At 29.8% G+C, this 21,752-nt stretch carries 22 protein-coding genes and 2 pseudogenes; 3 read left to right on the forward strand and 21 right to left on the reverse strand.

Going from position 1 to position 21,752, the window contains the following annotated elements:
• Positions 1-47: 47 nt before the first annotated feature.
• The 8 genes from ELD05_RS13480 to ELD05_RS13515 all read right to left on the reverse strand — a co-directional run bounded on the left by ELD05_RS13480 (position 48) and on the right by ELD05_RS13515 (position 6,601).
• Positions 48-998, reverse strand: coding sequence for a CPBP family intramembrane glutamic endopeptidase (locus tag ELD05_RS13480; RefSeq protein WP_127352833.1), 951 nt, complete (start codon positions 996-998; stop codon positions 48-50).
• 71 nt (positions 999-1,069) lie between these two features.
• Positions 1,070-2,056 (reverse strand): hypothetical protein, encoded by a 987-nt coding sequence (locus ELD05_RS13485; RefSeq protein WP_241243523.1) that lies wholly within the window; start codon positions 2,054-2,056, stop codon positions 1,070-1,072.
• Positions 2,057-2,172: 116 nt separating this feature from the next.
• The gene (locus ELD05_RS13490) at positions 2,173-2,754 is read right to left on the reverse strand and encodes a DUF6426 family protein (RefSeq protein ID WP_127352834.1); all 582 of its coding nucleotides are present in this window, start codon (positions 2,752-2,754) and stop codon (positions 2,173-2,175) included.
• Positions 2,755-3,193: 439 nt separating this feature from the next.
• The gene (locus ELD05_RS13495; RefSeq protein WP_241243524.1) at positions 3,194-3,478 is read right to left on the reverse strand and encodes a hypothetical protein; all 285 of its coding nucleotides are present in this window, start codon (positions 3,476-3,478) and stop codon (positions 3,194-3,196) included.
• An 87-nt stretch (positions 3,479-3,565) separates the two neighbouring features.
• Positions 3,566-3,859, reverse strand: coding sequence for a hypothetical protein (locus tag ELD05_RS13500; RefSeq protein WP_127352835.1), 294 nt, complete (start codon positions 3,857-3,859; stop codon positions 3,566-3,568).
• 61 nt (positions 3,860-3,920) lie between these two features.
• Positions 3,921-4,838: a CPBP family intramembrane glutamic endopeptidase gene (locus ELD05_RS13505; RefSeq protein ID WP_127352836.1), complete on the reverse strand. Its 918-nt coding sequence runs from the start codon at positions 4,836-4,838 to the stop codon at positions 3,921-3,923.
• A gap of 39 nt (positions 4,839-4,877) precedes the next feature.
• A complete protein-coding gene (locus tag ELD05_RS13510) occupies positions 4,878-5,834 on the reverse strand; it encodes a hypothetical protein (protein ID WP_164742614.1) in 957 nt (318 codons plus the stop codon).
• Positions 5,835-5,962: 128 nt separating this feature from the next.
• Positions 5,963-6,601, reverse strand: a complete 639-nt coding sequence (locus ELD05_RS13515; protein ID WP_127352838.1) for a hypothetical protein — start codon at positions 6,599-6,601, stop codon at positions 5,963-5,965.
• 404 nt (positions 6,602-7,005) lie between these two features.
• On the opposite strand from ELD05_RS13515, the gene ELD05_RS13520 reads away from it, so the two are divergent.
• The 3 genes and pseudogenes from ELD05_RS13520 (at position 7,006) to ELD05_RS13530 (ending at position 10,291) form a co-directional block, all read left to right on the forward strand.
• Positions 7,006-7,557 carry a macro domain-containing protein gene (locus ELD05_RS13520; RefSeq protein ID WP_127352839.1) on the forward strand — a complete coding sequence of 184 codons (552 nt, stop codon included), beginning with the start codon at positions 7,006-7,008 and terminating at the stop codon, positions 7,555-7,557.
• Positions 7,558-7,681: 124 nt separating this feature from the next.
• Positions 7,682-8,629 (forward strand): annotated as a pseudogene (locus ELD05_RS13525) (transposase).
• Positions 8,630-9,352: 723 nt separating this feature from the next.
• Positions 9,353-10,291 carry a transposase gene (locus ELD05_RS13530; protein WP_127350937.1) on the forward strand — a complete coding sequence of 313 codons (939 nt, stop codon included), beginning with the start codon at positions 9,353-9,355 and terminating at the stop codon, positions 10,289-10,291.
• Between the two features lie 131 nt (positions 10,292-10,422).
• Here ELD05_RS13530 and ELD05_RS13535 read toward each other — a convergent pair whose 3' ends face one another.
• The 13 genes and pseudogenes from ELD05_RS13535 to ELD05_RS13595 all read right to left on the reverse strand — a co-directional run bounded on the left by ELD05_RS13535 (position 10,423) and on the right by ELD05_RS13595 (position 21,727).
• Positions 10,423-10,899 carry a coiled-coil domain-containing protein gene (locus tag ELD05_RS13535; protein ID WP_127352840.1) on the reverse strand — a complete coding sequence of 159 codons (477 nt, stop codon included), beginning with the start codon at positions 10,897-10,899 and terminating at the stop codon, positions 10,423-10,425.
• 80 nt (positions 10,900-10,979) lie between these two features.
• A pseudogene (locus ELD05_RS13540) lies at positions 10,980-11,225 on the reverse strand (sugar transferase); the annotation flags it as partial.
• Positions 11,226-11,274: 49 nt separating this feature from the next.
• A complete protein-coding gene (locus ELD05_RS13545) occupies positions 11,275-12,636 on the reverse strand; it encodes a sugar transferase (RefSeq protein ID WP_127352841.1) in 1,362 nt (453 codons plus the stop codon).
• Positions 12,633-13,556: a glycosyltransferase family 2 protein gene (locus ELD05_RS13550; RefSeq protein ID WP_127352842.1), complete on the reverse strand. Its 924-nt coding sequence runs from the start codon at positions 13,554-13,556 to the stop codon at positions 12,633-12,635. Before ELD05_RS13550 ends, ELD05_RS13545 begins: the two co-directional genes overlap by 4 nt.
• Positions 13,557-14,067: 511 nt before the next feature.
• On the reverse strand, positions 14,068-15,126 hold the full coding sequence (gene rfbB, locus ELD05_RS13555) for a dTDP-glucose 4,6-dehydratase (protein ID WP_127353003.1): 1,059 nt from the start codon (positions 15,124-15,126) through the stop codon (positions 14,068-14,070).
• Between the two features lie 17 nt (positions 15,127-15,143).
• A complete protein-coding gene (gene rfbD, locus ELD05_RS13560) occupies positions 15,144-16,019 on the reverse strand; it encodes a dTDP-4-dehydrorhamnose reductase (protein ID WP_206516896.1) in 876 nt (291 codons plus the stop codon).
• The gene (rfbC, locus tag ELD05_RS13565; protein WP_127352844.1) at positions 15,983-16,564 is read right to left on the reverse strand and encodes a dTDP-4-dehydrorhamnose 3,5-epimerase; all 582 of its coding nucleotides are present in this window, start codon (positions 16,562-16,564) and stop codon (positions 15,983-15,985) included. Before rfbC ends, rfbD begins: the two co-directional genes overlap by 37 nt.
• Positions 16,565-17,434, reverse strand: coding sequence for a glucose-1-phosphate thymidylyltransferase RfbA (gene rfbA / locus ELD05_RS13570; protein WP_127352845.1), 870 nt, complete (start codon positions 17,432-17,434; stop codon positions 16,565-16,567).
• 77 nt (positions 17,435-17,511) lie between these two features.
• The gene (locus ELD05_RS13575; protein WP_127352846.1) at positions 17,512-18,168 is read right to left on the reverse strand and encodes a class I SAM-dependent methyltransferase; all 657 of its coding nucleotides are present in this window, start codon (positions 18,166-18,168) and stop codon (positions 17,512-17,514) included.
• 331 nt (positions 18,169-18,499) lie between these two features.
• Complete coding sequence (locus ELD05_RS13580) at positions 18,500-19,297, reverse strand: glycosyltransferase family 2 protein (RefSeq protein WP_241243525.1); 798 nt, start codon at positions 19,295-19,297, stop codon at positions 18,500-18,502.
• Positions 19,281-20,219 carry a transposase gene (locus tag ELD05_RS13585; RefSeq protein WP_127350937.1) on the reverse strand — a complete coding sequence of 313 codons (939 nt, stop codon included), beginning with the start codon at positions 20,217-20,219 and terminating at the stop codon, positions 19,281-19,283. The genes ELD05_RS13580 and ELD05_RS13585 overlap by 17 nt, the downstream gene beginning before the upstream one ends.
• Positions 20,220-20,307: 88 nt before the next feature.
• Complete coding sequence (locus tag ELD05_RS13590) at positions 20,308-20,526, reverse strand: glycosyltransferase family 2 protein (protein WP_241243526.1); 219 nt, start codon at positions 20,524-20,526, stop codon at positions 20,308-20,310.
• A 64-nt stretch (positions 20,527-20,590) separates the two neighbouring features.
• A complete protein-coding gene (locus tag ELD05_RS13595) occupies positions 20,591-21,727 on the reverse strand; it encodes a glycosyltransferase (protein WP_127352847.1) in 1,137 nt (378 codons plus the stop codon).
• Between the last annotated feature and the right edge of the window lie 25 nt (positions 21,728-21,752).

The raw sequence follows: 21,752 nt of genomic DNA on the forward strand, positions 1-21,752 counted from the left end.
TTGCCCTGTAGATAAATATGCCTCCCCTTTGGTTATATTCTCAAATATTAACTTAAATATTCCACTGCGCTTTCTTCTTTCTTTTCTTTATCTTTTAATTCACTTCCTAATATATCATCTTTTTGATCTCTTTTATTGTAATATTGTTGAATTAAATAATCCAAAATTATATAAGCTGAAAATACTATTATAATTCCAAATGCCAATTGAATATGACCTTCTTTTGAAGAAACTTCCTCAAATAATAAGGCATTCAAACCAAAATGGATACCAACTGACCACCATATTGTTTTGGTTTTTTCCAACATGTAAATAAGAAGAAGTGAAATTATTACATTTCTTAGCATTAAAACTCCTGTTTCGAAAGGATATATGTGGTAAAGAGCAAAAATTATAGATGTAATCATTGCCGACCATAACTTTGTCGTTATTTTTGAAAATCCTTTATAAATTATTCCTCTGAAAATTGACTCTTCCATTATTGCTATTATAAGCATTTGTATTAGCCAAAAAATATTTGCATATGCACTGCCTTTAGCCCACATAATATAATGTTGCAATTTGCTTAAGTTTACCTTTACATCACTTTTTATAGGAAACATTACTACAATATAGGTTAGAACTAACGTTATAACTATACCTTCTAAAAAAAGAAGAAAGAAAAATTTAGTCTTATAAATTTTTGTTAAATCGTTATAAAAATCTTTTAGCCCTTCTTTCTTTTTAAAAAAGCCTACAGTTAAACTTAATATGACAAAAGCCATCAAAAAACTAAAAATGTAACCTAAGAATTCATCTACAGTAACCTTAAAATTTGTGGTTATATCAGGACCACCAATAATTGATGGTACTCTCAAAAGTTCTCTTAGAAATTTTTCTATATATTGTCTGTTAATAATCTGACATATTATTAAAGCAATACCCGCAATAATAGCAATAATAATTATTAAAACATTTTGCGCGATTTTGTTTTTTAATTTTATTCCATTTTCTAACATATAATTTGTCTCCTTTCAAATTGATTTTAAACTCTTCTCTTTATCTGTTATCATCTATAATTTGTTAACCTTCATTTAGCAACTTTTTTTGTTAAATTTTCAGGGTTGTCAATTGCTTTGTAACAATCTATCCCTGTCGAGGTCTCAGGATAAGCTATTTTCAAGTATTTTTCATTTTCTTTTTGGTAGAGTATTCTGGGAGATAATGTTAAAACATGATAAACTTCAGGGTAATTCTTAGGTATGAAAATTTTAAACTCTATTTTCTCTTTTGGTTTTAGTAAATATCCACCTGAAGGTATATTGTCTGTCATTTGAATTTTAACCGTAGGATATATTTTAGAAGGCACATCTATCTTTATCACCTTTAGATTTTTATCTGTAGCATTTTCAAAAATATATTCCCATTCTTCACCTAAGTACCCCTTCTCTCTATTATTTATTATCTCTTCCACACTTTGATTAGCTATAAATTTTTGTTGTTGAGAACCCCCAACCCATAAAAAATCATATTTGGCGCTCTCTTTTAGAACTTCTACATAGCATAAAATTTCTTTTTCTTCTGTTTTTCCATTTAATGTATATTTGAGCTTGTTAAATATGTAAATCCCTTTCTGTAGATCATCTACTGATAAATAAAGGTTAAAAACATAATAATTAAAACCACCTATTATAAACGGTTTCTTTGATTCAATTTGAACTTTATTTATCTTAACCTTACTATTATTTGCACCCTCTAACATTGTGAACTTAAGTTTTTTTATAATCTCTTCTGTTGCCACAACACCAACTCTCAAGCTTGGATACTCATATCTGCCTTTTGAAACTATATGCATACTCTCTGTTCCCAAAGGAATGTATCCACTCTTTACAATTGATTTTATATCTCCCTGAATATTAGCTATGGTTTTCAATATATATGCTTTATCTTTACCTAAATGGAAGAAAACCACTTTTTCAGAAGCAATGCCTTTTATAGATGATATTGTTATGTTGATTAAAAACAGAATTGTGAAAATGAAAAGTGTTATTCTTTGTTTTAAAAAAAAATTCATCATTTATTTAATCTCCTCTCTCTGTTTACTTGTATTTTTAAATAAGGGCTGCTTATTTTTTTTGCTCAGCAGCCCTTATTGAATAACATTTAAAGGTTTACAATTTAAAGTATTAATAATTAATAATGTCCCCAAAATGCAATACCTGTATAGTTTTTAACCCATCCAGAACCTACATAGTCGTAACCAGAATCAAATGCATGCGGGATATATACATCATAATAAATATTGCTTCCTTCACCTGCAGCTTCAAGATAAAATGTTGTGTAACCTGGTATCTCTGTTTCCTTTGTATATGTTCTTGTCACGGAAGCATTAACATTAACCCCTAATTGTGCTTGAATCAATTGTGGTGAAAGCGTAACACTACCACCAGTTGAATTTGTAACTGTATATGTCTGGGTTATTGTTACTTTTACTTTATTAGGCGTATCATTTCTGTAAGAGAAAATACGTTTCCAAGGGTCTCGAAAAGAAACTGTCTTCGTTCTTACAACTTTAATTGGATCCCAAAACCACTTATATTGTGTAATATCATAAACACTGCCTCCCACAGTTTCACATACAGCTGCCTGTTTTATCTGTGAAACCACCGATGACGTCGAAGAGTTACCGCTTGACTGCGCCTCATCTGCAAATACTACACTAAAACTAAGTACACACGCAAAAATTAACAAAATACTCAAAGCTTTTTTAAACATACTCACACACCCCTTCACCTTCTTTGTTTTTTTATTGCAACCCCTCTACCCCATTGGCGCCAAAGGTTTGTATCAGAGGGTTGTTGCCCCTCTTCATTCTGCTTTTTTCTTAACTGGTCATTTGCATATCTTTGCTTTTCTTATTAGCTTTTCATTTAAATTAACCCTGTTCTGGCAACTTAGTTACATGCAAAATTTTACTATTCACTTTCTAATCATGTCAACTTTTTTTTTTTCAAAATCGCAATTTTTCAAGGAAAAATTTAATGTTTCCTTGTGTTTTCTTTAATTTTCTCTTTTTATCTCTGTTTTTTTGCTGTTTTTAAATGAAAATATATTTTTAGTAAGGTACTCAGATGTCTCACAATTTTATAATCTTATTACCTAAAAACATCAAATTCAGTTTAGTCTTATTTAAAAGTTTTTATTTGGATTTTTGCTATTTCAACTTATTAGTTAACTTTGCTGCTACAATAAAAACATGCGTATACTTTTTGGCAAGCTGTTCTAAATATTTACTATCACATTCAAGATAATTAAATTCAGTTATTACCAGACTGCTGTTTTTATTTTTTGCCCCTTCAACCATCAAAAGCAAACCAAAGGATTGGTCATTTTTAACCTTTGCTGTTGATGCAGTTATTATTCTGTCGTCTTTTCTCGACAATGCTAATATTTTTATTGGTTCAATTCTTGAAGTACCGTTTCTATCAATTCTATACATAATATCTATACATAATATATCTATCATTTTTTAAATTTAAAATCCCTACCTCAATTTCATTTGAATCCTTTACTATTTTACTCATATTTATCCCACCCATTTTTTACCATTGGCATATTCCTCAGTCCAAACTATTAAATGCTGAGACCTCAGTTTATTTAGATAGATCTTAAATGACTTTTTCTCTTCACAATTGAGAATATCAAACAGCAATTGCTCCCGCTTCGACAAACTATTTAATTCAAAAGGAACTACTTCGGCATATTCTTTAACATTTCTGCTTTCAGTTTTCAAAGATTTTGACGACATCATTTTAATAGCTAAAATGGTTACTAATAATAATGTAAAAAATACCAGGAAAATTCTTAATCCTTTTTTCATTGAAAAACCTCTTTTTGTTTTCTATTAAACTAATTTATTTCTTGTCATTAATATTTTTTAATCACCGTATATCAACACTTTTTTCTAAAGACTTTGTAATCTTTTTGTTATTAGTATTGTCAACTTCCCTTCTTTTGAAATATTTAATGATTAAATAATCCAGTACCATGTATAGCAAAAATACAAATATTATGGCTATAGCAAGCTTTTTTTGTCCCTCTACTGTTGTAACTACATCAAATAAAAATGCATTTAATCCAAAATGAGCCCCAACTGACCACCATATACTTTTAGTTTTTTCTAAAGCATATATGAGAAATAATGAAGTTATAATATTTCTTATAATAAATATACCATTATAAATTGAATAATCATGATAAAGGGCAAATAAAGTTGAGGTTAGAATCGCTGAAAACACTCTAAATGTAACCGAAGAAAAAACATGGTAAATTACTACTCTATAAATTGTCTCTTCAATAAAAGCAAATATAAAAATACCTATAAAATAAAAAACATTTAAACAACCACTTTCTTTCATCCATGAGGAAGTAAGTTGATAATTAACTAAATCAATTTTTATACTTTTTTGCATTGGAAATAAAATTACACTGTAACACAATATAATTACTCCAAAAAAGCCTTCAAGTAAAAGAAATAAAAAGTATTTTGTTTTGTATCTATTATATATTTCTATTGATAATTGTATTAATTTGTGTTTTCCTGCAGTAAATAATAACATTAAGCCAAGTATCAAAAAAGTAAAAAAAGTAAATGGAAGATAACTAATAAGAGCAATCAATAATTTATTCAAGTACACTAAAGAAACATTTTGACTTGAATTGAAAAATGACAATTTCCCAATATAGTTATTTATGTACGTATCTGCTCTTCTAAATGCAAATAAACAGAATATTACTATACCAACAATTGTTGCATTCCATGTATTATCTGAAAATTTCCCTTTTATTTTTTCTATCATTTTAATACCCCCAAAGTACTTATTCACTTTTAACTTTTTTCAATGTACATTTATTCTACAGGCTTTCATAAAAAAACACTGCGGTTTTTCAATCGGATAAACTGGCGTTTTATTATCAGTAAAAGATAATGGATAACTTATTCTAAAGCTTTTGTTGTCATCTTCATACTTATAAACTACTTTTGGAGATACAGTGATTATATGGTATTCTTGAGCATATTCCTTTGAAACAAAAATTCTTATCTTTATTTCTTCACCAGGTTTAATCAATGATTTATTTGAAAGTACTGTCACAGAAACAGAAGAGTATACTTTTTTAGGTACTTCTATCTTTAAAATTTTTATTTTTTTGCTACTTTCATTTTTAATTGTGCAAATGGTTTCATCTCCAATATATTCTTTCCTATAATCAAACAATACATCTTCTAAACTTTCCCCTTTTTCATTGAATCTGAGCCCACTTCTTAGTTCCGTCATTTTCCAATCATATGTTTTTGCTTTTTGTACGTCTACATAACATTTAAGAGCATTTACTTCGTAAATTTTCCCTTTGATTGAGCATTTTAACTTCTCAAATATAAAAGTACCTTTAGGTATTTCATTTGATGGTAAATAAATTGCAAATAAATAATAATTTGCTGAATTAACAAAAGGCTTTTTAACCAAAAGTTTTACATCTCTAATCTTAAACTCTTTTCCGTCTTCTGTTTTTAAACTAATAAATTTTAAACCATTAAATAGCCTTTGTGAACAAACAATTGCAATTTCAATATCAGGATATTGAAATTTACTTGTATACTTTCCTTTTATACTATCCTTTATATCAACTCCCCAAAAAGCATCTCCTTGGATATTTGCTACAGTTTTTAAAAAATATATGCTGTTACTATATAAGTTGAAAAAATAAATTTTTTCATGAATACTTTCGTCTTTTGCAGATACAAAAACATTAACAAGAAAAAATAAAAAAAATATTAACAAAACAATTCTTTTCACAAGAAAGCTTTTCATAAGCTTAATCATCTCCTCATCTGTTTCTACTCTTTAACCATTTATTGCAAACTACTATAGTCAAAAGAGAGGACTGTCTTTTATATAACAGTCCTCTCTTTATAGGATTTATACTAATTACTTCTTGTTCTTGTAATAAAATCTTGTGGCTCTTTTACCCACGCCGTTCCTTGTTCTACTTTTTCAATTACCCAATTTCCATTATACTCTGAAGTATTTGGTGAACTGTAAATAAATTTTTTGTAAACTTTTGTTATTTTAAAATAATGATTTTTTCCTATAGGTGTAATATCTATAAATATTTGTTCATTTGGTTTTATGTCTACCTTAATTTCTTTTTTGATCTCAACTGTTCCTGACACTTTAATTCCAAATTTAGCCGAATTTTGCTTCCAATCAAAACTAATATCAGAGCCGTTTTCTATTGAAAAAGTCTTTGCAATAGTAAACGTATATGTTATAGCTTTATTGCTTACATTCACATGTCCTCCTGCTGGAATCCAAGGACCTTGAAAAGATACTGTCTTTATTTTGTCTATAAAAACTTCAACTTGAGGTATCATTATTGGAATTGGAATATAGTTATATTTTGTTAAATCATTATAAACACTACTACTTACAGTTTGCCCTGCCTGAATCAAAGCCGATGTTGCTGAACTACCTACATCTGACTGCACCTCATCTGCAAATACTATACTAAAACTAAATATACACGCAAAAATTAACAAAATACTCAAAGCTTTTTTAAACATGCTCACACACCCCTCCATCTTCTTTGTTTTTTTATTGCAACCCCTCTACCCCATTGGCGCCAAAGGTTTGTATCAGAGGGTTGTTGCCCCTCTTCATTCTGCTTTTTTCTTAACTGGTCATTTGCATATCTTTGCTTTTCTTATTAGCTTTTCATTTAAATTAACCCTGTTCTGGCAACTTAGTTACATGCAAAATTTTACTATTCCTTTTCTAAGCATGTCAATCTTTTTTTTTCAAAATCGCGATTTTTTCAAGGGAAATTTAATGTTTTCTCGAATTCTCTTCTTGCATCTCTGTTTTTCTACTTAAATTGTTTATGTACAATGAATTGTGATTCACTTGCACTCCTGAACACAATTAAATTAAAATGAAATAAGGAAATAAAAAAAGGGATGTGTTAAAAATGACAAATCATTTTGGGTCGGTGGTTGAAAGAGTTGTTATCAAAAAAGGCGATATCACAAAAGAAAATGTTGATGCAATTGTAAATGCAGCAAACAGCCACCTGCGCCATGGTGGTGGAGTTGCTCTTGCAATTGTAAAAGCAGGTGGGATTGAGATTCAAAAAGAGTCTGATGAGATTATAAAAAAGATTGGGATGGTTCCAACTGGGCATGCTGTTATTACAAATGCATATAGGCTGCCTTGCAAGTTTGTAATCCATACTGTTGGTCCAATCTATGGTGAAGGCAATGAGGATGAAAAGCTTCATAAAGCGATCTATAATAGCTTGTATCTTGCACACCTTTATAATTTAAAAAGCATTGCCTTTCCTGCTGTATCAAGCGGTATCTTTGGATTTCCCAAAGATAGGTGCGCAAAGGTTTTGATTGACACTGCAATTGAATTTTTAGAAAGTTTTCAGACAAGCATTGAAAAGGTTGTGTTTTGCCTATTTGATGATGAGACCTATGGGTATTTTGAAGAGTATTATAAAAATTTATTAAAAGAATAATTAGCTTGTTGAATAAAACAGATTAACAGAAAAGACAATAAATAGATATATATAAAAAGCCATCCTCCTTAAGGTAAAATTATAGCAAGAGAAGACTAAAAACACCTAACTAAGGAGGATGGCAATGTCTAATTTTATTAAAACACAAAAACAAAAATTTTTAAAGATACTTATGACAATTGAGAAAGTAATAAAAGCCTTGGGATTAAAGATAAAAAGCAGCAGGAGAGGAAGACCGGAGAAATTTAAGCTAAGCCATATAATAGCTTGTTTTGTTTACAAAGTCAAAAGCAAGATAAACAGCTTCAGGGAATTAGAATACAAGATAAATGAAGATGAAGAATTTAAAAAGGCTATAGGGATAGAGAAGAGCCCTGATCATTCATATTTTTCGAAATGGGCAAAAGTAATTGAAGAAGAATATATAGAAGGAATAGCAAGAATTTTAGTGAGAGAAATAGATCCGCAGACAAAAGTTTGTGCTATAGATTCTACACCTTTGAGAAGCTCGAGGGATGACAAAGAGGCAGAAGTAGGAGTATGTGTTAGTTTAGGTTTTTACAATGGGTATAAATTACATGTGTTAGCAACAGTTGAAGATGAGGTTATACCTATGGTATGGTGGTTGACACGTGCAAATATCCATGACAGTAAAGTAGTAGAACTTTTGTATGAAGCTAAGATATTTGGCTTGAGGTAATATTGGCAGATGCAGGTTATGATTGTGCGAAGTTGTTTGAGGTGGCAGATAGACTTGAGGTAAAGTTTGTAGCGGCGGTAAATAAGAGAAATAGTAAGGATTTTAGTAATGTAAAAAATATTTTGAGGGTAAAAAATATGGAATTTTTAAGAAGTGAGGAAGGACAAAGGCTATATAAGCAAAGGACAAAAATTGAAAGATTATTTGGAAAGTTAAAAGGAGAGTACAATTTAGAACAAGTAAGGCTAAGAGGTTTTAGAACATATAAGAAGCATGTAGACTGGATTATGATTACTTATTTGATAGAGGTCTATATTCAAAAAAATTGAAAACTGTAAATTTTCTTTTAAATACACGTGGAGTAATTTATAGTTCTATATAATAACATTAATGGTATAATTATTTATTCAACAACTTGATTAAATTACATAAAATTGGTGCTAAATTTGATGAAGTTCCAATAATTCTCAGATATGACCTTAAAAAAGGAATAAGTAAAATGAAAGTCATAGGAACAATTATTCAAAGTTTGCGGCTTATTTTTAAACTTAAATTTAAATTGCGATACTAATTTTTGGTTATTTTCCAACTGTTAACACAAATTACTTGTGATAAAAAATAAAACAATTATCTTTTTTGCTTATTTCGCAACAAAATTATTTTACAAAGCTTTTTATAATTGGAAATTCATTTATCAAGTTTAACTAAAACGAATAAAACAGTTGCAAGTTTCAAAAATAATAAAAAGGAAAAATCTTGATACAAGATATACCGAAAGAGTAAGGAAATTGAAAAATATGGATTGCGAGATTGAGATAACATTAAAAAGTACATAAAAGGGGAGAAGCAGGATGGGAAAGGAAAAGAAATTTTGTTTAGTTGCAAGATATAATATTACCAGAGTAATGATAGTACTCTTAGTTATCATATCTGTGTTAACTGATTGGTTTAATTATTTTAGTTATAATGTGAGGTTGTTGAATAAAAGAAATAACCATATAAAGTAAACATAGTAACAAATGAAAAAAACCCCTTGTGTTATAATTTAATTTAAGAGAAAACCACAACAAAACACAAGGGGGAAAAGATATACTCATGAATATTAAAGCACAAAATAAGAAATTTTTAAAGCTACTTTTTGTAGTGAAAAAGGTTACTGAAGCTCTGACAAGGAGAATAAAGCACAATAGAAGAGGACGCCCAAGGAAATTTAATTTGTTTCAAATAATAGCTTGTCTGGTTTACAAAGTTAAGAAGGGGATAAAGAGTTTCAGAGAATTAGAATATCGAATAAATCAAGACACAGAGTTTAAGCAAGTAGTAGGTATAGAAGAAAGTCCGGACTATTCATATTTTGCAAAGTTGTCAAGAAAAATAGAAAAAGAATACATGCAAGATATAAAAGACATATTAATAGCTAAGATAGAACCTGATATGAGTATAGCGATAGTAGATTCTACACCTTTGAGAAGTGCCAAAAATGATTCAGAAGCAAAAATAGGTATACATATTACAATAGGATTTTACAGGGGATACAAATTACATCTTTTGTGTACAGGTAAAGAAGAAGTAATACCACTTTTCTGGATTTTAACAGGGGCAAATGAACATGACTCAAGACAAGAAGAGCTTTTATATAGGGCATGGGGCTTTGGCTGTGAGATTGTATTAGCAGATGCGGGATACGATTGTAGCAGATGGTTTAATATAGCAAATGAGCTTAAGGTTAAATTTGTTGCTGGGATAAACAAAAGAAACATGAAAGATAAAAACAATGTTAAGAATGTTTTTAGAAGAAATAACATAAGATTTTTAGAAACTGAAGAGGGCAAAAAGCTATACAAGCATAGAACAAAGATTGAAAGACTATTTAGTAAATTAAAAGGTGAATATAATCTTGAGAATGTAAGGCTCAGGAGGTTTAAGAATTATAAAAGGTATATTGATTGGATACTAATTACTTTTTTGTTTGAGCAACTTCTCAGAAAAGTAGAAGGTAAGAAGTTTTCTTTCGCATATGAATGGAATCAATAACTTTTGCTCATTTTATGTATTATTGGTAATAATTTTTATTCAACAACCTAAAAAGAATAATTAAAAGGGGCTTTAAACCTGAACTGCCCCTTTTTTTCTTGAAAAATACAAAAACAATTTATTTATGTAGTTTATATCAAAATTCCTATTTTTTCTTTCATAATTCTAAGATCTATATCATGTCTACCATACTCTTCTTTTATTTTGTTAGTAACTTCGACAAGATTTTCTATTTTAGCTGAAGCTTCATCTTTAAATTTATTTATATCAGCTTTAAAATTTTCTATATCTGTTTTAAATTGTATAACTCCTCCAAATGCATTAAATAGCGTATCTATGCATCCTGTATTTTCTAATATGGCTTGTTTCAAACTTTGCATTTCTGTTTGCATACTTCTGATATCACTTTTGACAACAGAAATTTCTCTTTCTAAGGTATTAACTCTTTCCTCAACCCTACCAAGCCTTTCCTCAAGCTTATCAAGTCTTTCTTCAACCCTGTCAAGTCTTTCTTCAACCCTGTCAAGCCTAACTTTTACCTCTCTTACATCGCTTTTTAGTTCCTCAATACCTAAGACAATTTTCTCTAACAGTTCTCTTTCTGACATAGAACAAACCTCCAAAAAATTTCCCTTTTTCTATTGTAGCAAACTAAATTGTGAAAATTCAATCAATATTTTATAGCAGCTCAGTAAGCATTCTCCATAAACTTGCCGTCAAAAATGGTTGCCAGAATTATTTTTATATCAAGCCAGAAAGACCAATTCTCTATGTACCAGATATCGTATTTTATCCTCTCTTCAATTGAAGTATCTCCCCTGAGCCCATGAATCTGAGCCCATTCGGTAATGCCAGGTCGGACTTTGTGTTTTATTGCATATTTTGAAACTTCTTCTTTAAACCTCTCAACAAAGTAAGGTCTCTCTGGACGTGGGCAGAATGATAAATATTTATTAATGCTCTATTGAAGTTGCTTACAAAATTCAATATGCTCCATCCTTTTTTAGGACGGCAGGAATTGTTTTTATAAGAATCTCTATATCTAACCAAAAACTCCAATTCATTATGTAGTACTCATCCATTTTAAGTCGTGTTGAAAAATCTGTTGAGGCTCGTCCACTTATTTGCCAAAGTCCCGTAAGCCCTGGTGGAACTCTCCACAGTATTTCTTCATATCCTTCACATTCTTTGATTTCCTTCGGCATATATGGACGTGGTCCAACTAAACTCATATCACCCTTTATTATATTAAGCAACTGCGGTAATTCATCCAAACTGAATTTCCTTAAGATTTTCCCTACTCTTGTGATTCTCGGATCATTCTTAAGTTTATGATTTATACGATACTCCCTTTCTAATTCTGGATTTTGCTTAAACAATTCTTCTAATAACTTATCGGCATTTACTACCATTGTCCTGAATTTATAGAGTTTAAATAATTTGCCGTGCAATCCAATCCTATCTTGTATATAAAATATTGGACCCTTAGAATCAATTTTTATTGCAATGGCAATAATTAGGAATAATGGTAATGCAATTATAAAAGCTATCGTGCTTACGAAAAGGTCTATTAGTCTTTTAACCCTCCCCCAGTTTGTGTCTGTAAATACCTCCCTCAGCCTAAAAAATACTTCATTCCCTATTACTTCAATCTCATAAGGATATTCAGATCTTCCAAATGGATACATTGATAAAAAGCCGATATATTTCTTGATACAAAAGTTTATAGCAAGCTCTTGATATTTTTCCGCAGCAACTATTATTTCGTCAACTTTATGCTTTTCAACACACTCTTCTAATACCTGCGATCCTCCCAAGTATTGAATTTTATCAACTTCAACTACTTGATCATTTATGTATCCAATAACATTTCTTCCCAACTCTCTATTTGATAAACTGTTTAAAAATTTCAAAGGTAATTTGTTAGGGTCGCCAATGATAATGACGTTTTTCAGTCCTATTCCTTTTTTAAATTTTTTACTTTGAGCGTAGTTTATCAAAATTTTATCGCAAATGAGAAGAATATAACCAGCTATAATTACATAGAATAAAAGCAACCTCGAAACTTGCTCCATTTTAAATGCAAATGTGATCAAGAGATAGACAAACATTGCTGCTTCAAATGCTTCTGTAATCATTTTAAGATCTTTAAAAAATGAATAGTATCGTTGATGGTAGAGACCTCTTATATAAAAATAAATAATCACAGCAACATCAAATAAGAAAATTCGCCAAATGTAATGTTTGGGAAAATTCATTCCTCCAAATCTTAAGAAAATACCAATCAGAAAAGCTAAAATTAAGGCTATAATGTCGATAAAAATTGGTATTTTTTTTAACTTCATATGTCAGAACCTCCTGCTTTACTACAATATATCACTAATCCTTCTTTTATTCCTTTAATAATAGCTCTTGTTTTTTCCCGTTCTCCTTTTAATAAAAACTGAATCATCCTTATGCAACGCGTAACAAAAAAGAACAGAAGAGAGAAAACAAATTTTCTTTTCCCTACTTTTGATTTATATTTTTTCATAAACAATATTCTGTTTCTATTATTCCACTTCAAAGCAAATGGTGATTCTTCCCCGCCACTTGAAAAACCAACTTTATGATAAATCTTTGCTTTTGGTTCGTAGATAATTCTAAACCCTTCTTCTAATACTCTTACACAAAAATCAACATCTTCAAAATACATAAAATATTCTTCTGGAAGTAATCCAACTTTTTCAAATACTTTTCTTCTTATTAACATGCAGCAACCCGTCATAAAAGTTATATCAGTCTTTTTATCATACTGGCCTCTATCAATTTCCTTCTGTCCTATATGTTTTATTCTAAATTTAAACCAGTCTATTTTTCCCCCTGCAAACCAAATATAATCTCTCTTTTCATAGTAGTTTATTTTACAACCAACAATTCCTATTCTCTCATCTTCTTCGGCAGTTTTTACCATATGAGTCAAGAAATCCTTTTCTACAATTGTATCATTGTTAAGTAATAAGATATAATCTGCTCCATTTGCAAGTGCATATTTTATTCCCACGTTGTTTCCGCCAGCAAACCATAAATTTCGCTCAGATCTGATTATTACACAATTTAAACACTTTTCTTTTAATTTATTGTAAGAATCACTGAAGGAGCCATCATCTACAATAACTATTCGATAATTTTCATATTCAATGTCTTTCAAACTCTCAACACACTCAACAGTATTAGTATAATTGCTGCAATTTACTATTAATATAAATATCTCTCTCTCATCCATTTTTTAGTAATTTTCTTTTGTTTTATCAAAAAGTTTTAAAGTTTCTTATATTGCTTTGTCCATGTTTGTAACTTTTATGTATAAGTTAAGCTAAACATTTACCATAACTACAGTCTACAACAAACCTTTTAATAACAGAATTTGAATCAGAACTTACAACATCAAGAAAAGCGCTTGCATTTCCCTGATTTTGAGAAATAGTCTCGGATAAAGCATTGTGTATAATCCTTTTTTCAAGTCACTTCCATAGCTATTAATTCGAATCCGGACTATAAAAAGGTAATTACAATAATTGGTTCCAATGCAATTTGTATTCATTCATCAAACTAACATTATAAAAACATTATAAAAAATTTTGCTCCAATTCAATTTAGTTTTAAAATATATGATATCATCTCCACATTTTTAACTAAACATTTCTAACTAAATGAACATACTCAGTTTAGATAAATAAAGTCATATAAATGAATCTTTTTGCTTTCTCCACTTTTTGGCTTCTGCATTAGCGTAATCATCTGCTCCCATAAACTTTATCATAATACTCCATATACTTCCCAGTTGTCACTCTATTCAACCAATCCCTATTATTCAAATACCAATTTATCGTCTTAACTATTCCATCTTCAAATTTTGTCTCTGGAACCCATCCCAATTCCCTCATTATCTTCGAAGGGTCAATAGCATACCTTCTATCGTGCCCTTTTCTGTCTTCTACAAACCTTATTAATTCTTCTGAAATAGACTCGTCAAAATTCTTCTTTAGATAATTAATTATCATCTTTACAATCTCTATATTAGTTCTCTCATTGTGACCTCCAATATTGTAAATTTCACCTATTACACCTTTTTCTATCACCAAATCAATTGCTTTGCAATGGTCTTCAACATATAACCAGTCCCTAATGTTTAATCCATCTCCATAAACAGGAATTGGCCTTTTGTTTAAGCAATTATTAATAACAAGTGGAATTAACTTTTCAGGAAATTGATAAGGACCATAATTATTAGAACATCTCGTAATGTTAACAGGCATTTTATACGTATCAAAATATGCTTTTACAATTAAATCTGCCGCTGCCTTGCTTGCTGAATAAGGGCTATGCGGATCAAGAGGCGTTTTCTCAGTAAAATATCCCGTTTTACCTAACGAACCATATACTTCATCGGTAGATATTTGGATAAATCTTTTACCATCTATCCATTTGCCGCTTTTGTACCAAAAATTCTTTGCAACATCCAAAAGTATCTGTGTCCCTAATACATTTGTTTTTACAAAAACGTGTGGATCAATAATAGATCTGTCAACATGGGATTCAGCAGCAAAATTTATGACAACATCTATCTCGAATTCTTCAAAGATGTGTTCTATAAGTTCTCTATTTGTTATATCTCCCTTAACAAATACAAACCTCTTTTTTTGCTCTGGTGTTAATTTTGCTAAATTTTCTAAATTACCTGCATAAGTTAATTTATCCAAACCAATTATTTTTCTGTCTTTATATTTGTCAAGGTAATAATATACAAAGTTGCTTCCGATAAAACCTGCACACCCCGTCACCAATAAATTCATACCCATTCTCTCTCCTCTTATATCAAATTTATCTGCCTTAAGTACCTGTCAGTAGCATCTTGCCATGTTGGCATCTCAAAATTTACAGTCTCCTTTAAACCAAAATTATCTAACACTGAATACCCAGGTCTTTTAGCAGGTAGCTTAAAATCATCTTTTTTTGCTCTTTCAATTTTCCCTTTCCAACCAACTTTTCTTAGTACATATTCCACCCATTCAAATCTTGAAGCAGGAGTGTTAGTTATGTGATATAACCCAAAAGCTCTTTCTTTTAATAACAAATATGTAGCATATACTAAATCATCTGTATAAGTAGGTGCACTTATTTCATCATCAGCTATCTTTAATATATGTCTTTCCTTGCTCCAATCAAAAACCCTTTTCAAAAAGTTTGTATTACCTATACCAAAAACCCAGCTAACTCGTATTAGATAGTAATATTCGGTCAAAGTTATAAACCTCTCTCCTAATAGTTTACTTTCTCCATACTTATTTAATGGAGAAGGCGTATCAAAGATAGTATAAGGAGTTGATTTTTTGCCATCAAAAACATAATCAGTAGAGTAATGTACTAATTCAATCTTATTCTCAAGTGAAATAATAGCAAGATTTCTTACACCTAATCCATTCACTAAATAAGCTGTTTTCCAATCTTCTTCAGCTTTATCAACTGCATTATAAGCTGCACAATTTATTATGTGTGTTACATCTTTCCCTTTTACAAACTCCCTAAGCTGGCTTAAATTTGTTATATCAAGCATACTATGGTCAGCAGCTATATAGTCAATACCTCTTTTTGTGAAAAATCTTTGAAACGCTTGGCCCAACTGCCCAGCCGCACCTGTAATCAAAACTTTCACAGCTTTCTTCTCTCCTTTTTCATTTTCAGCCATTGCTTAAAAGTAGGTAATTGACTATCTTTCTCCGACAAAATTACTTTGTCTATTCCATATTCTTCAAAAGGCCATTCTATCTTTAAGTCAGGATCATTCCAGATTATTCCTCTATCATATTCTTTATAATAGTATTCTGTAGTTTTATACAACACATCTGCCCATTCACTAAGTGTTAAAAAACCATGTAAAAATCCTTCAGGAATGTATAACATTCTTCTATTGTGTTCATCAAGGACAATTCCAAACCACTTTTTAAACGTTGGGGAATCTTCTCTTATATCTACTGCTACATCAAAAATGGCACCCCTTATTACTCTTACAAGCTTGCCTTGTGGATATGGTTCTTGAAAATGTAGCCCCCTCAATACCCCCTTCTTAGATCTTGAATGATTATCTTGTACAAACTTTATCTTTAATCCAATTTCGTTGAATTCTTTCTCATTCCAACTCTCCATAAAAAAACCTCTATTGTCTTCAAAAATTGTGGGTTCTATTATAAATAAATCTTTTATTGGCGTCTCTATTTTTTTGAATTTAGCCACTTAACTTTCACCTGCCAATTCCATAAGATACCTTCCATATTCACTGTTTCTCATTTTGTATCCTAATTTATATAACTGTTCTTTATCGATATATCCCATTCTATAAGCCACTTCTTCTATACATCCTATGTAAAACCCTTGTCTTTTTTGAATTGTTTCAACAAAATTCGAGGCTTCAAGAAGTCCATCAAAAGTTCCCATATCTAACCACATAAACCCTCGCCCAAATAGTTCAACTTTTAGCTCTCCTAATTCTAAATATTTTTTTATCAAATCTGTTATTTCTAACTCACCTCTTTTAGAGGGTCTGAGGGTTTTTGTCAGTTCAACTACTTTGTCATCAAAAAAGTAAATACCAGGTATTGCATAATTCGATTTTGGCTTTTCGGGCTTTTCTTCAATTGAAATAACATTCATGTTAGAATCAAACTCAACCACACCATATGCTCGAGGGTCCTTGACATAATATCCGAAGATAAGCGCCCCTTTTTCTAATTTAACAGCTTTTTTTAACAAGTTACTAAAGCCTTGTCCATAAAATATGTTGTCCCCCAGTATGAGCATACATTTGTCAGAATTAATAAACTTTTCACCAATGATAAATGCATCAGGTAATCCACGTGGAATTTCTTGAACCGCATATTGAATATGTACTCCTATTTGTGAACCATCTTGTAATAAATTTCTATACAGCTCTACATATTCAGGATTTGTAATCAAAAGAATCTCTCTTATTCCTGCAAGTAAAACAGTCGAAAGTGGATAATAAATCATAGGTTTATCATACACAGGTAGCAGCTGTTTACTTATTGCCTTTGTGAGAGGATATAATCTTGTGCCACTTCCACCGGCTAAAATTATTGCCTTCATTTTATCATCTTCCTTCAAAATATAAGCATCTATAGAAAGTCGATTTAAACAATAAACAATAATTGCTCTTATAAGTTTTATTTCTTTCTTGCAACTATCAGAAATTGAGGCGTAAAAAATTCATGGAAAAAATTAAATGTTAATTTATTTAGCCAATATCGTTTGCCTCTGGTTTCCCAAAAAAGAAATGAGGGTTTTATCTGTTCTACTTCTAAGTCTGCATTCTTAAATAGTTGCAAAACATTTTTTTTACAAAAAAATCGTAAATGAGTTTTATCTAAAATTCCACTATCTTCATATTTAAAGTCACCTTTAATAACTATCTTATAAATTGTACTTATTTCTCTAATATTTGGTATACTAGCAACTAAAATGCCATTTGGCTTCAAACAGTTTGCTAATTTTTTTGTAGTCTCCCACGGGTCTTTTAAGTGTTCTAAGACATCAGCACAAATTATTACATCAAAATAATCCTGATAATTACTAACGTCTATAGTTTCAATATCACCCATAATAAATTTATCTAATTTTTTCTGTTCTTCAAACTCGATAATATCTATCCCCATAATAAAATTAGCTTTACCTATCTCTTTTAATCTTAAAAGCGTAGCACCTGAGCCACAACCCACTTCTAATATGCGACTTTCGCCTTCAGGTATAATATTAATTACATCATATCTTACGCCTTTAAAATATTTGTCCTCCTTAGTATGATACATATTGGTAATGTTCATTTAATATATCATCTCCTTGTTCCTATTACTATCTTTAATAATTATTTGACATATAATAGTTAATGTTTAAATTATTGCTATAATTGTAGTATTATCACCAACATTTCTGTAATAATACTGAATGATCCGGTATTTTTGTTAAGATAACTTTGCTCTCCAGCAAAATTATGAACTAATATAATTTTATTTCCGCTTAAAATAATGGCAAAACTTTTTATCCCCAGGTCATTCACTAAATAAGCTGTTTTCCAATCTTCTTCAACTCTATCAACAGCAAGGATAGATAAATTTTTATTGATATTTCAACTTTTTTGAATTTTACCTCCCATTTTTAAATCTCTACGTATCCCATTTTATTATTTCTATAATCCCTAATTGCTTTCAAAACAATCCTTATTTTATCTTTTTGTCCTTTGATTAGCCAAATTAAAAACTTTACCATTCGAGTTACAAAAAAATAGGATAAATAATAAAACTTGTTCTTTTTGTTAAACTTATTATTAAAATAAAGCCTATTTCTATTGCAATAATACAGACTTATTAATGATTCTTCCCCTCCGGTGGTACCACTAACTTTATGCCAAAGCTTTGCAGAAGGCTCATATAAAATTTTAATACCTGCTTTTTTAGCTCTTACACAGAAATCAGTATCCTCAAAGTAAAGAAAATACTCTTCTGCTAAAAAACCTATTTTATCAAAAACTGATTTATGTATTAAAATGCAACATCCCGTAGCAAAATCTATTTCTTTTTGTACATCAAACTGTCCTTTATCTATTTTATTAACTCCATAATGAAAGCTTAGCCCTTTTTTCCAGTTCAAACTTCCCCCCGCCGACCAAATTTTATTTGGACTATCATAGTAATATATTTTAGGTGAAATAATTGCATTATTATTTTCTATGGATGCCTTAACCATATTTTTTATTAAATCTTTATCTATTTCTGTATCATTGTTAAGTAAAAGTACATATTCACATCCATTTTCCAATGCATATTTTATACCAATATTATTAGCAGCCGAAAACCCTAAATTCTTTTCATTTTTTATTATAACAATTTTAGGTTGTTGAATAAAAATTATTACCAATAATACATAAAATGAGCAAAAGTTATTGATTCCATTCATATGCGAAAGAAAACTTCTTACCTTCTACTTTTCTGAGAAGTTGCTCAAACAAAAAAGTAATTAGTATCCAATCAATATACCTTTTATAATTCTTAAACCTCCTGAGCCTTACATTCTCAAGATTATATTCACCTTTTAATTTACTAAATAGTCTTTCAATCTTTGTTCTATGCTTGTATAGCTTTTTGCCCTCTTCAGTTTCTAAAAATCTTATGTTATTTCTTCTAAAAACATTCTTAACATTGTTTTTATCTTTCATGTTTCTTTTGTTTATCCCAGCAACAAATTTAACCTTAAGCTCATTTGCTATATTAAACCATCTGCTACAATCGTATCCCGCATCTGCTAATACAATCTCACAGCCAAAGCCCCATGCCCTATATAAAAGCTCTTCTTGTCTTGAGTCATGTTCATTTGCCCCTGTTAAAATCCAGAAAAGTGGTATTACTTCTTCTTTACCTGTACACAAAAGATGTAATTTGTATCCCCTGTAAAATCCTATTGTAATATGTATACCTATTTTTGCTTCTGAATCATTTTTGGCACTTCTCAAAGGTGTAGAATCTACTATCGCTATACTCATATCAGGTTCTATCTTAGCTATTAATATGTCTTTTATATCTTGCATGTATTCTTTTTCTATTTTTCTTGACAACTTTGCAAAATATGAATAGTCCGGACTTTCTTCTATACCTACTACTTGCTTAAACTCTGTGTCTTGATTTATTCGATATTCTAATTCTCTGAAACTCTTTATCCCCTTCTTAACTTTGTAAACCAGACAAGCTATTATTTGAAACAAATTAAATTTCCTTGGGCGTCCTCTTCTATTGTGCTTTATTCTCCTTGTCAGAGCTTCAGTAACCTTTTTCACTACAAAAAGTAGCTTTAAAAATTTCTTATTTTGTGCTTTAATATTCATGAGTATATCTTTTCCCCCTTGTGTTTTGTTGTGGTTTTCTCTTAAATTAAATTATAACACAAGGGGTTTTTTTCATTTGTTACTATGTTTACTTTATATGGTTATTTCTTTTATTCAACAACCTCATAACAATTTTATTATTAAATTCTTCCTCAAGTAATCTGACAGAATTATCCCTTGATGCATTATCAACTACAATCACTAAATAATTTTCATAAGATGATTTCAATACACTTCTAACACAAGTGCTTATATATCTTTCACCATTATAATTTACAATTACAACCCCGACTTTCGGACTTGTCATTTTATAATTCTCCTTTTTATTCCTGATATAATAATCTGACCACATCTGGGCCTCTTAAAAGTATTTAATCTCTCAACCCCAACTCATAGTAAAGTGATTTATGTTTGTTAGCTATTTTCTCCCAATCGAATAAATTCTTGATTTGATTTGTTTTTGCAATTAGCCTGTTCCTATATTCCATATCATAGAAAAATTTATCAATATTTCTTGACAACCCTACCACATCATTAGGTTTTACAAGATAATCTTTGAAAATCTCTAACAAATCCGGAGATGTCAATTTTGTATAAGTTGATAAAACTGGAACATTATGAACAACAGAAGCTATAAAACTTCCTCTTCTATATGTTAAACCGTCTCTAAAGGGTAACACACATAAATTTGATGCTTTTAAATATTCTGATACTTGAGATTCTGTTAAATATCCAGTTATTTCTATCTTGTTTTTGTCAATGTTTAATTGTTTTAACAATTTTTTTATTTTACAATGATATTCATCACTATCATCTAATTCAGCTAAAATATTTAACTTAAAATCATCTTCAGTATATACTTTTGTCAAAACGATTGCTCTTAATAATATTTCTAAGCCTTTGTCAGGCCTAATAAAACCAAAATAACTAATTGTATGATTATTGGTACATAATTTATTTTCATTATTTTCAGAAGATTTATCTGGCAAAATATTTGAACCTATATTTATTACTTCAAATTTATCTTTTTTAAGGAAAAGAAAAAATTTAAGAATTATTTTCTTCTCTTCGTTATTGGTTAAAATAATTTTATCACTAAATAACACAAGTGGAATAATCGATATTTTTCTCAAAATGTGCGACTGACTAAATTCATGTAATGTTGTAATAATCCTTGTTTTCTTTTGGAAAACCATATCTTTCATCTTTATATATAATGGTAACAAATTTATGCCAATTTTGTATCCATATCCTTTTGTGGGGTACTGTATATGAATCACATCAATATTATTTTTATTGACATAATCATATATCTCTTTAATGCACTGCAAATTCCAATCTAAAATTATAGGCTCACAAATTCCATCTAATACCACTTTTTCGTTTTTTGTAGTTAAAACTTTTAATTCAACGCCAGTTTTGTTTACGAAATTCGCTAAGATCTTAGTATAATCTCCAACTCCACACTTCATGTTAGGGTATGAACCCGATACCATCAATACTCTCATTAGAGGCCCCTCTCAAATTTATGAT

The sequence above is a fragment of the Caldicellulosiruptor changbaiensis genome (genome assembly GCF_003999255.1).
In the GTDB taxonomy this organism is placed as follows: Bacteria; Bacillota; Thermoanaerobacteria; order Caldicellulosiruptorales; family Caldicellulosiruptoraceae; genus Caldicellulosiruptor; species Caldicellulosiruptor changbaiensis.